Below are 11,233 nucleotides of genomic sequence, written 5' to 3'. Positions count from 1 at the left end.
GATGTTGGAAGAGGCCGAGAGAAGAAAACTTCGTCGGGCAAACATTGATGTAATCGAGGATAACCCCCGCAATATTCGCGTCATCGGACAGCCAAGCCCACGATTACTCTCCCGGATGGAAAAGAACTTTACTTCGACGTCATCTATCCCATGCTGCGTGAAAGTCCGAGATCGTTGTTGGCCATCCAATTAGGCGCCAGATGCAATAAAGAAGGGAAACTCATTGTCGATCGTCATCAGCGCACGACGGTTCCTGCTTTATACGCCGTGGGAGATGTGATTGACGAATTGAACCAGATCAGGTTGACCACGGGCATGCCGCGCTTGCGGCCACGGACAGTCATAACAGGTTGGACTGGTCTCGCACCCGATGAAGACTGTCGCGGAGGAAAGCGCGGCGCGGACAGACCTCACAAAACTCAAAAATGGACAAGCCCGAGCTATTACCGAACGGCCGGCCAGATCAGTGTAAGCTTCTCATGCTGCCCCTTCTGAATGTTCAGCTGCCGATAAAGCTTTATCGACTGGTAGGTGGCATCCAGAGAATATTTTCCCGGCGGAAGTTTTACCAGCAGGAAAGGGCCCTCCGCAATCGTGTCCAGCACGATCTTGCCCGACTCATCGCTGATGGTCACCGGAACGTCACCGATATATTCGGCGCGAGGTGTGGCTGCCTGTGCCAGTTCAAGCATGAGCGGCCATGAAATTGCTTCCTTCTTTATAGCCTCCGATTCGTCTCCGCCGATACCGCCTGACAGAAATGCTACCTCACCTTGCGTCTGCGTGGCCGGCAAGGATGTGCCCGGGCTCGTGTTATCGTTCCCGGCAAATCCGGATGTTGAAAAGACGGCGAGAAATATCAAGACTAAACCTGCTTTCGTGAATTCAGTTCTCTTCATGAACCGCTCCTCATTAATGAAAAAAATCCCTGGCAAGCAGCGCGCGCCCTACCCGCCCACTACCTCCGTATGCCTGCGTATTTGGCTGCGCCGCATGCGGCCGGTAACCTTTCAAGCTTTGCGATCGCCCGCTTAAGGGGGTTTACCGGGCTTTTTGTCTTTGTCGCCGGAAAGATTATCCCCGCCATTTTTCCCGGGGTCCTTGCTTTCGGCGACTGAAGGAAGCGAGCAGTGGCCCGAGCCGAAAATATTGGAAGGTATTCCCCTGCAATCGGTATCCTCCAGGCCATGCTCGATATCGTCCGCCGCCTGCCCCATCACGGCACGTCCGAGCGCGGTTTCATTAGGATTACCGGTCGACGCTGCGCCGGTCGTTTCATCCCGTTCATGCGGGAGCAGAGACTGGCCCTCTGGCTTCTCATGCCGCTTCTGCGCGGAATCGGGTTTTGTAAGTTTTACGTCCTCTGTCACCAAGCCGGTTTCTTTGCAATTCGTTTCCCCCAATGGCGCTTCCTTGCCTGGGTGCCTGGTTGCGTCAGTCATCACTTCCCCTCCTCAGCATTGTTCAGCCCGGTAGTGGCCCTAACCTATACTTTATCGCGAATACGATACAGCATTTGCATTTACTCGCTGCATTTACTACTCCTTGTATTCCACCACACATAACCCGCGTTGCCAGGTAGTCAGCGATCAGCGATGGCAGATACGTCAAATACGTTGGACACGTATGTGCGCTGGCGTACTGTTCATAGGGGGAAACTTGCTTATATTTATTCACGAAATTACAGGATAAATCAAGGTCCGCGCATGAATTGACCGTTTCGTGTCCCTTCTCATTGACTACACCCTGACTATTACGACGCGACGCGCCTTTGCGGTTGGGATTTTTGACTGCGCTTTGATAAAAAATATGCCTTCCGATAGTGGTCATGTTCCCCGCATGCACGATTATCGTACGGCATTGCTGTTTAACTGAAACAACGCAAAAAAAGGATGGCTGATGCTCCTCCTGGGCTTACAGATTTTTCTGCCGAATGCAAACCCATTATCGCTTGGCGCCGAGTTGCACGCCGCCGTGCTGGCCGGCGCGTAACACGCGGAGCCGGCAAAACGGCGAGGCGGAGGCATTGCCACTTGCGAGAGGTTCCCATCCCTACTGATGAGCCGGATAAGGGCATAAAGATTTCAGAGAGGTCCGGCATGGCGACGCTTGATGTCGAGCCAGACCATCTTTGGTAAGTGGGCGCACCGCGAGGCTGCGCGATTGGATAGAGGCATCAATCAATAGGAGATCAACATGAACCTGAAGCGTATCCAAAAAATAATTATTGCGGCAATCTGTAGCTTTTCCTTGATCGGCGTAGCAGCAGCCCAGAAGGATATGACGAGCGCTCCCGGAACGAATACAACCGGCGAGGATATGATGAGCGCTCCAGGAACCACTGCTGCCCCCGGCGCCATTACCACTGCTCCCGGAACGAATACGCCCGCCGAGGGTTACAACAGTGCTCTCGCACCCACTGCGGCTGAGTCTGGTCTCATTGCCACTGGCTGGCGCGTATCGAAACTTAATAAAGCAACGGTATATAACGACGCCAATGAGAAAGTTGGCAAAATTGATGATTTTATCGTTACCAAAGATGGATCCTTAACTTTTGCCGTTGTTAACCTGGGCCGATTCCTGGGGTATGGAAATTATCTGGTTGCTATTCCCATACATAAATTCTCTCAAATCGTCCCCAAGGCAATTCTTCCTGGGAAGACCAAAGCCGATCTGGAAAAGCTGCCCAGATTCGAATATAAGCTCATCCTCGGTAAATAATATGACATCTGGGATCTGTCACGACGGTTCCTGCCATAAAATCGTTTTTCCTTCTTCCTATCGGAAGTTCGCGTTCCAGGAGTGGGAAGTTTTGGCCAGCTCATGGCGATGCTTCGCAGAGCGACATCAAGCGCGCATACAGGAAGTGAGCGCACCGCGAGGCCGCGCAATTAGATAGTGGACATCAATAGGAGACCGACATGAACCTGAAGCGTATTCGAAAAATAATTATTGCGGTAATCTGTAGCTTTTCCTTGATCGGCGCAGTAGCAGCCCAGAAGGATATGACGAGCGCTCCCGGAACGGATACAACTCGCAAGGATATGAATAACACTCCTGGAACCACTGCCGCTCCTGGCATGACGAACGCTCCCGGAATGAAACCAGACCGCAGGCCGATGAGGAGTCCTGCTCCCGGGCCCAATGCTGCTCCTGGCGCTATTACGACAGCTCCCGGCATGGATACGCCCGCCGCCGATAGCAACGGCGCCGCGCCGGACACGGCCCAATCCCGTCTTATTGCCAGCGGTTGGCGCGTTTCGAAGCTGAAAAAAGCAACTGTCTATAACGACACTAACCAGAAAATTGGAAAAATTGATGACTTTATCGTTACCAAAGACGGGTCTTTGACCTTTGCCGTTGTTAACCTGGGTCGATTTCCGGGCCGTGGCACTTATATGGTCGCGATTCCCACGAATGACTTCTCACAAATCGTCCCTAAGGTCATTCTTCCCGGGAAGACCAAAGCGGATCTGGGAAAGCTGCCCAGATTCGAGTATAAACTCATCCTGGGAAAATAATATGACGTTCGGGAGTTTGTCGCGGCGGCTCCAGCAGCCTGTCGGATTTGAAGAATCGCAGCGAAAACGTGACTGGGTGAGGGCAGATTTTGAGGATTTTGAAGGCCAATAATTACTCTATTGGTCGAAAAAGCAGCGAAATATGAACCGGCTAGACGCTTTTTCAGCCGATTTCCTTTAAGTCCGACAGACTGCTAGGCCGTAAGATCGTTTTTCCTTCTTCATATTGAAAGCTCGCGTTTCAGGAGCCCCAAGTTTTGGCCAGTGCATTTGCCACTTCAGGAAGAATGTGTGCCGCAACATTTAATTTAGAATACGATCCAGTATAAAGTCAGTCCGTAAAGCGGTCGCGGTGAAGCGCAAACAGGATTTCGCGGGCGATATTCCCGCATGATGCAATTTATAGAAGCTCGCTTATCGATGGAATACAAGGATTATTATAAAATAATGGGTGTCGCACGCGATGCTTCGCAGGACGACCTCAAGCGTGCGTACAGGAAGCTGGCGCGCAAGTATCATCCGGATGTAAGCAAGGAACCCCAGGCTGAAGCCCGCTTCAAAGAGCTGGGCGAAGCCTATGAAGTTCTCAAGGACCCTGAAAAGCGGGTTGCATACGACCAGCTCGGCACAAACTGGAAAGCAAATCAGGAGTTCCGCCCGCCGCCGGGCTGGAATGCTGGTTTCGAATTTTCGCAGCAGGGATTTACCGGGGGGGACGCTTCGCAGTTCAGCGACTTTTTTGAATCATTGTTCGGCCGGGGCTTTCACTCACAGGGCAACCGGTCTGGCAGCACGCCGGGCGCTGGCCGAAGCCCCTCCTATCACGCTCCGGGTGAGGATCACTATGCGAAAGTAATGATCGACCTGGAAGATTCCTACACGGGCGCCACCCACACCATCTCGTTGCAAGTGCCCGAAGTCGATGGCCAGGGATATGTATCGACGCGCGAACACAAGCTCAACGTCGTCATTCCGAGCGGTATTCGACCCAAGCAGTATATTCGCCTTGCAGGACAGGGCGCGCCGGGCCAGGGACAGGGCAAACGCGGGGATCTGTATCTTGAAATTGAATTTCGCCCGCACCCCTACTATCGGGTGGAGAACAACGACGTCTATCTCGATCTGCCGGTGGCGCCATGGGAAACTGCCTTGGGCGCCACCGTGAAAGTGCCTACACCCGGCGGAACAATTGAGCTCAAGATTCCTGCGGATTCCACCACAGGGAGCAAGTTGCGGTTGAAGGGACGCGGCATCCCCGGCAAGACGCCGGGAGATTTCTATGTCGTACTGCGTATCGTGTCTCCGCCAGCGACCGATGAAGCGGCCAAGTCACTCTACCGGGACATGGCCGAGCAGTTCAAGTCTTTCAATCCCCGGGCCAAACTTGGAGTGGCGCCATGATGGATGAAAACAGAGGGCCGGAGATCCGGCCTGGAAGACCGCCCGGGACGCAAACCGAGCTCAACGCAATCGTTATCGATGAGCAGAACGCCCTGACGCTGTCCGAGCTTAGCCGCGCTTGTGCCGTACAAACCGGCTATATCATCGAACTGGTTGACGAAGGCTTGCTCACCCCAGAATCGGCGGAAGAGCATGAGCCTCAGCGCTGGCGCTTTACGGGCATACAAATGCGCCGCGCCAGAGTGGCGCTGAGGCTGCAGCACGATCTTGGCGTCAACCTTGCCGGCATAGCGCTGGCTCTGCAGTTGCTGGATGAAGTTGAAATGCTGCGAACACGGCTAAATGCCATAGATGCGGCGATGAGCAGCGATGATGTAAATAGCCGGTAATGGCAGATATGACCAGCCCGGCATCCTCCGGTAGAAAGCCAGGCATGACGTCCGCACCACCTGACTAGGAGCCGGAGCCTGGCCAATAAAACAACAGATCGGGTTAATTTCTTACTCTGATTATTCTTCGGGCTACTGGATTTTACTCTCCCCAGCGGGCGGTTTGCCTACCTGAGTGGCCAAATCCACTGCAAGCTGCCTGAGCGTTTCGCCTTCTTCCAGTCCGTCGACGAAGCGCTGGGGAATACCTGACAGTCCGGCTTGGGCTCCGGCTAGCGCGCCAGTCAAAATGGCACGCGCCTGGTTTTGCCCTCCGCCATTCACGGCGTGCAGCACAGCCGATTCGAAGTCCTGAGGGAAGCGGGCAGCCAGGTAGTAGGCCGCGGGAAGCTGGTGATAGATGGCGCAAGGCATGCCGTATACGAGGGATACCTTCCAGGGTGGCTCTATCTGTATTCCCGGGTCCGCGGCGGCGGCGGCAACATACGAAGGTGTCAGCAGGGCGTCAGGTGATGCGAACCGCCCGGCGAGAGGCGGGTCGGGGTCGCCGGGGCGCGGCGGTTGCAGATCTGAATGCGTTACTGCATGAAAAGGCAGTTCGCCCGTCTTCACCAATTGCATCAGCTTGCCAGACAGGTTTTTGTCGAGCTCGTGCCCTTGCACCAGGAGGCTCAGTACCGCCCCGTAAGCAACGGTCATCGAAAGCACGATATCGTCGATTTGGGTAAGGCGGGTATTATTGGAAATAACTGTCGCCAACTCGTGCGGCTGAGTCGCATAGCGAACCGCCAAGGCGAGCGTGCGTTCGATAGCTTCTGTAGTATCGGCATGGCCACCCGTTTGCCCCCAGGGCAGTTTCTGCTGGACGCGCTTGCGCCAGGCGTTGCGGATGGATTGGCTTGTATATCCGCCAGGTCCGTTCGCTGGAGTGCCATCAAGCAACGGAAACAGCTCTTCATCCATGCGCCTGCAGAAATCCGCTTCGTCATAGCCGCCTCGCTCGACGAGCGAACGGAGCATGAGCCTGAGAATGATGCCTGCCTGCGACAACTGGCCTGCCTTGAGGCCGTCATGGTAACGGCCCGGTTTGGGATCGGTATAAGTTGTGATCCAGTCACCATAGTCGCGGTGAAGTTCATCCAGGTCATAGTACCAGTGGGGGCCGAGGCCCAGGGCGTCTCCGATAAAGGCGCCCATGATGGCGCCGGCAGCACGGTCTTGAATGGCGGGTTTGGCCATGATTCTGATCCTCCTCCGGTTAAACTGGATTTCTGAACAAATAGGTTAAATAGGTTGGAAACGTACGTTGTGCCACACCGCACCGATCCGCTCCCAGTGGGGAAGACTATCGCGAATAGACTACTCTATCAATTGCGATATGAAATCTCACCTTTCGTTCCCGTAGTCAAAGGTTGCGAGGGAAATAAACCGTTCCAGCGCAAGATGGTCGGAAAAGGATGTATGTCCTGCTCATTAAAAGGTCTCCGCCACCCTTTAAATCAGGTGTTTTGCTGTCCCTGGCCCTGTACCTCCAGGTTTCGGAACGCACTCGCTACAGCGACCATAAAGAATAAGATCATAACTCTCGACGATGAAATCGGCGGGCGCCGGAAGATTGTTATTCTTGATCCTCTCATGGATATCAAAAACCTTGCTGCATGAGCTGCACTTGAAGTGGTAATGCTTCCCTAGCTTTGTAAGTTCGTAGCGATCCGCCTCGCCGGGAAGTTTTACCGGCACGATCCAGCCTTCAGTGATCAGATCCTTCAGCGTCCGGTAAACCGTCGCGATACTCAGCGATGGCACGGCGACCTGCCCCTCCACTAGGATTTCCTGTGTCGAAAGTGGTCTCCCGGCTTCTGTAATCACGCCGAGAATAGCGTTGCGCTGCCGGGTATTACGCTCCACGCATCTTATCCCGATAAAAGTTAAACAAAAGAAATATGAGTGGCGGTAGAGGTTGAATGCCTGAGCTTAGCGCCACCGAAAAATCCCTTGAGCAATAATCGTTCTTGACCATACGCTATTGATAAACTATTATCAATAGCGTCACTCCCGTATAAGCTCGGCTTATGCATCAATGGCTACGATTTCATCTCACGACTTTATCTTACAACTGCACACGGAGAAAGTATATGCGTTCCAACGTGCTATATGCCGGCTTGGCTGGCTGGGCGATTATGATGGCTTCCTTCAATGTTTCGGCATCATCACGGCATGATGAAGGTATCGGCTTCTACATCGGTTACGATCGGCTGGCGACTATTGCTTCAGGCACTTATGCCGGGTTGCCTAACCCCAACGCGGACCGCCTCACTCTATTGCTCGATCACGGCGAGCATTTTCACGGTATTGGCGCCTACAGCTACAGCGGGCAGGCATCTGCCCCTAATGTACTGCCTACCAATGCGAACAATCGTGTTCCGGAAATTTCCTCCCTCGAAAGTCCCTTGCCACTTGAAATGGGCAGCGGACTCTACGATGGAACATTGCGCAGCGCCGTAGGCAGTTCGGAATACAGCCATCTCGGCATTGCGTCGATCCAATCTCTCTCGGGCCACGCTTCGGGAAGCATGGAGGACATCCTGTTTCAGAGCAGCAGTAATCGCTGGTCGGGACCGCTGAACAATGTGGAGCTTGGCCTCAGGCTTGTTGAGAGCACGGAGGGGTTGCATGTAGGGACCGAAGCGACAAAGGATATCTATGGCACCGGTGATGTATTCAACCTGGGCATGAGTAATAACTTCGAGTTCAAGCCGATCTACTGGGTCGACGCATCCGCTCCTGGCGGCATCTATTCTGCGACTTTTGAGCTGCTGAATACGGAAACAGGCTCGTCCATTAAGGATTCGGGTACTTTCCATCTGGATTTTGCTGTTTCGCCGATTCCGGAACCAAGCACCTACGCCATGCTTCTCGCAGGCCTGTTCTTTGTGACTTGGACGGCGCACAGGCACGCCCGACAAGAACGAGAAAATCTTATTAGCGTGCCAAACCAGACGACGACGTGAGGTTGTAATGAAAACTATGGAAAAACGTTTGCCGGTGACGGTACTCTCGGGATTTCTCGGCGCAGGCAAGACGACCTTGCTTAATCACGTTCTGGCCAATCGCGAGGGATTGCGCGTAGCGGTAATTGTGAACGACATGAGCGAAGTGAATATCGATGCGTCGCTCATCGAAAGAGGCGCCCAAAACGCAGATGCCGCTTTATCGCGCACTGAAGAAAAATTGGTGGAAATGAGCAACGGCTGTATCTGTTGCACGTTGCGCGAGGATTTGCTTACAGAAGTACGCAAGCTCTGCGCCGAGGGTCGTTTCGATTATCTCCTGATCGAGTCGACCGGAATCGGCGAACCGATGCCTGTAGCAGCAACATTTGATTTCCGGGATGAGGATGGCAATTCGCTCAACGATATCGCCCGGATAGACACTATGGTCACTGTGGTCGATGGCGTGAACCTTTTGCGGGATTTCTCCAGCGAAGACCTGCTGGCCCAGCGCGGCGAAGTGGCGGGTGATGAAGACAACCGGTCTCTGGCTGGCCTATTGACGGAGCAGATCGAATTCGCGGACGTAATCGTGATAAGCAAGATAGATAAGGTAACACCGGGCCAACTCAGTGAAGTCATGGGTGTGATCAAGGCCTTGAATCCGGAAGCGGAAATAACGTACGCCAGGCATGGCGATGTTCCGTTGAACGAAATCCTCGGTACAGGCCGGTTCGACCTGGATCGTGCCAGTAAGATGGCGGGTTGGTTTAAAGAGCTTGCCGGAGAACATACGCCGGAAACAGAGGAATTCGGCATTGCCAGTTTCGTCTTGCGCTTGCATGCACCATTGCATCCCCAACGTTTTGCAGCCTTTATCGAGCGCCCCCTACCGGGGATCCTGAGGGCTAAAGGTTATGTGTGGCTGGCAAGCCGTCCCGAATGGGCAATCTCCTATTCGCGCTGTGGCAACATCGCCAATGTGGAGCCAGTGGGGCGTTGGTGGGCGGCGGTGCCAAAAGAGCGCTGGCCAGCGGAAGGAAGCGAAGAGCGTGCATCGATAGAGCAGAACTGGCGACAACCATACGGAGACAGAATCAATGAAGTCGTCTTCATTGGTCGCGATATGGATCGGGATTTGATAAAAAAAGCTTTTTCCGAATGCCAGCTTCGGTCTTATGAAATCCGCAAGGGCCTGGGCTACTGGCAGAAGCTGCCAGACCCGTTTCCCGAGTGGGTTGCGGCGGCAGCGCTCGCGGAAGAGGCAGCGGAACACATATGAGCGCGATAATTCCACAGACTTTCAATGAGTGGCGTCAGTGTATTGAGCACGACTGTGGGCTTCCACTGACTCAGGAATTCATTCAAAAGCGATTAACCGTATTTCGTCAGCCACGGCATGAGGAAACACTCCGCTTCATTCATCATTATGGAGAAACGCACTTGAAAAGAATCATGGATTGGTATCAGCATGCGTTTAACGAGCTTTTTAAATAATGGACCGCACGAGGCTGATGGAACCAATGGAAGTTCTGGAAGTTCGTATGCATATGCCAGCTTGGCTTAATTATGATATGTCATGAAAACTAAGCACTCCTCTTCCGTGGAGCGCGCTATTCACCAGGTCCCGTCCGGGGAATACATGTGCGCGGCGCAATTGGAATTCTTTCGTTTCCGCCTGGAAGATGACCGGCGCATGTTGCTGGATAATGCCCAAGGCACGCTCGAGCAGATGCAGGCTATTGTTTCGGAGTCGGATTCAAACGACCGGGCAAGTACGGAGGAGAAATTTTCCCTTGAGTTCCGAGTGAGGGACCGCGAGCGTAAATTGCTCAAGAAAATCGAGGATGCCCTTCTGAGTATCGAGGATGGGACGTATGGCTGGTGCGTGGAAACTGGGGAGCCTATCGGCATCGCGCGCCTTTTGGCGAGGCCGACGGCGTCGCTCTGCATTGAAGCACAAGAGCGTCACGAACGTTACGAGCGAAATTATCGAATCTAGTGTCCAGGAAAGGCGGCGCAATCGACGATGAATGATGAACTGGCTACCATTGAGATGATCGGTCCGAATCCGCTGCGGAATAGTCGCGAGGCCAGCTTTGCCCAAGCGATGGATAGGCTTGCCGAGCCTTCTCAAAAATTGCCGCAAGATCAAATATCTCATCCATATGCATGCACTACGGCTGAGCCAGTGGAACTGATACGGATTTTTCATCCGCTTATCCAGGTTGTTCGGTGGCGGCGGCAGGTCGATCCTGGTATCGAGGCTTACTTGCAGCAGAGGCCGGTAAATAGCCATTTAAGAAATGGTTTCCGTATCGTTATTCCGGCCGGTGAGGGCCTGGAGCTTGATTTCTTGCCAGACCTTTCGGGCCGGCGAGCAATGGCTCAGGATATTTCGCTCATTGCTGATATTTACTCGGAGCTTCTTGGCTGCGATGAAATCGCCATCCGTCTGGAAGTGTCCAGCAAAGCCATGTGCCCTCGTTTTCACGTGGATCGCACAGGCATCCGTCTCATTTGCACCTATCGTGGACAGGGAACAGAATGGATTGACGACAAGTGGGTGGATCGTAGCAAGCTCGGCCAAGGATCGCTGGGTCTTGCCGATGACGCTTCCGGCCTGTTCGACGCCAGAACGACAACCGAGTCAGCCGCACCATTCGACGTCGTACTCTTGAAGGGCTCGTTATGGCAGGAGAATATTCGAAGAGGTGCAATCCATCGTTCACCCTCCGTCACTACCGGGAACGGGCCGCGTATTCTCCTTATAATGGATGCAATCTGGACTTGAGGAAAAAAGCCTGACTTCCGTCTTCTTTGACGATGTTTCGTTACGCCACGCAGCGGTAAGCGGAATGCATGGTTTCGCATGCGAAACCATGCGCCGAAGGTCCAAAAACATGCCTGTTTCCGGTACGGTTGGCTTTGG

The 11,233-nt window shown here is 53.6% G+C and carries 13 protein-coding genes; 9 read left to right on the top strand and 4 right to left on the bottom strand.

Features of this window, described 5'->3' with window-relative positions; genetic code table 11:
- Window positions 1–102: 102 nt before the first annotated feature.
- Window positions 103–495 carry an FAD-dependent oxidoreductase gene (locus tag F822_RS15950; protein WP_407938240.1) on the top strand — a complete coding sequence of 131 codons (393 nt, stop codon included), beginning with the start codon at window positions 103–105 and terminating at the stop codon, window positions 493–495.
- Here the strand turns inward: F822_RS15950 and F822_RS00205 are convergent.
- Window positions 444–899 (bottom strand): hypothetical protein, encoded by a 456-nt coding sequence (locus F822_RS00205; protein ID WP_025039934.1) that lies wholly within the window; start codon window positions 897–899, stop codon window positions 444–446. The genes F822_RS15950 and F822_RS00205 overlap by 52 nt on opposite strands.
- Window positions 900–1,031: 132 nt before the next feature.
- Window positions 1,032–1,442: a hypothetical protein gene (locus tag F822_RS00200; protein WP_025039935.1), complete on the bottom strand. Its 411-nt coding sequence runs from the start codon at window positions 1,440–1,442 to the stop codon at window positions 1,032–1,034.
- A gap of 754 nt (window positions 1,443–2,196) precedes the next feature.
- Here F822_RS00200 and F822_RS00195 point away from each other — a divergent pair.
- From F822_RS00195 to F822_RS00180, 4 genes are all read left to right on the top strand, one after another.
- Window positions 2,197–2,721 carry a PRC-barrel domain-containing protein gene (locus tag F822_RS00195; protein ID WP_025039936.1) on the top strand — a complete coding sequence of 175 codons (525 nt, stop codon included), beginning with the start codon at window positions 2,197–2,199 and terminating at the stop codon, window positions 2,719–2,721.
- Between the two features lie 458 nt (window positions 2,722–3,179).
- Window positions 3,180–3,521 carry a PRC-barrel domain-containing protein gene (locus tag F822_RS15525; protein ID WP_197272846.1) on the top strand — a complete coding sequence of 114 codons (342 nt, stop codon included), beginning with the start codon at window positions 3,180–3,182 and terminating at the stop codon, window positions 3,519–3,521.
- Window positions 3,522–3,941: 420 nt separating this feature from the next.
- Window positions 3,942–4,922 carry a DnaJ C-terminal domain-containing protein gene (locus tag F822_RS00185; RefSeq protein ID WP_025039938.1) on the top strand — a complete coding sequence of 327 codons (981 nt, stop codon included), beginning with the start codon at window positions 3,942–3,944 and terminating at the stop codon, window positions 4,920–4,922.
- Window positions 4,919–5,311, top strand: coding sequence for a chaperone modulator CbpM (locus F822_RS00180; protein WP_025039939.1), 393 nt, complete (start codon window positions 4,919–4,921; stop codon window positions 5,309–5,311). Before F822_RS00185 ends, F822_RS00180 begins: the two co-directional genes overlap by 4 nt.
- Before the next feature lie 132 nt (window positions 5,312–5,443).
- Here F822_RS00180 and F822_RS00175 read toward each other — a convergent pair whose 3' ends face one another.
- Together F822_RS00175 and F822_RS00170 are read right to left on the bottom strand one after the other, a co-directional pair.
- The gene (locus tag F822_RS00175) at window positions 5,444–6,550 is read right to left on the bottom strand and encodes an ADP-ribosylglycohydrolase family protein (RefSeq protein ID WP_025039940.1); all 1,107 of its coding nucleotides are present in this window, start codon (window positions 6,548–6,550) and stop codon (window positions 5,444–5,446) included.
- 255 nt (window positions 6,551–6,805) lie between these two features.
- Entirely contained in the window at window positions 6,806–7,219 is a 414-nt protein-coding gene (locus F822_RS00170) for a Fur family transcriptional regulator (protein WP_025039941.1), read from the bottom strand.
- 227 nt (window positions 7,220–7,446) lie between these two features.
- On the opposite strand from F822_RS00170, the gene F822_RS00165 reads away from it, so the two are divergent.
- The 4 genes from F822_RS00165 to F822_RS00145 all read left to right on the top strand — a co-directional run bounded on the left by F822_RS00165 (window position 7,447) and on the right by F822_RS00145 (window position 11,095).
- Entirely contained in the window at window positions 7,447–8,322 is an 876-nt protein-coding gene (locus F822_RS00165; protein ID WP_025039942.1) for an all3515 family Zur-repressed PEP-CTERM protein, read from the top strand.
- 7 nt (window positions 8,323–8,329) lie between these two features.
- Window positions 8,330–9,583 carry a GTP-binding protein gene (locus tag F822_RS00160; RefSeq protein ID WP_025039943.1) on the top strand — a complete coding sequence of 418 codons (1,254 nt, stop codon included), beginning with the start codon at window positions 8,330–8,332 and terminating at the stop codon, window positions 9,581–9,583.
- Between the two features lie 297 nt (window positions 9,584–9,880).
- Window positions 9,881–10,303: an RNA polymerase-binding protein DksA gene (gene dksA, locus F822_RS00150; protein ID WP_025039945.1), complete on the top strand. Its 423-nt coding sequence runs from the start codon at window positions 9,881–9,883 to the stop codon at window positions 10,301–10,303.
- Between the two features lie 27 nt (window positions 10,304–10,330).
- A complete protein-coding gene (locus tag F822_RS00145) occupies window positions 10,331–11,095 on the top strand; it encodes a DUF1826 domain-containing protein (RefSeq protein WP_025039946.1) in 765 nt (254 codons plus the stop codon).
- Window positions 11,096–11,233 lie beyond the last annotated feature (138 nt).

Origin of the sequence: Nitrosospira briensis C-128 (assembly GCF_000619905.2) — a bacterium.
Lineage (GTDB): Bacteria > Pseudomonadota > Gammaproteobacteria > Burkholderiales > Nitrosomonadaceae > Nitrosospira > Nitrosospira briensis.
This window is presented reverse-complemented; position numbering and strand designations above follow the sequence as displayed.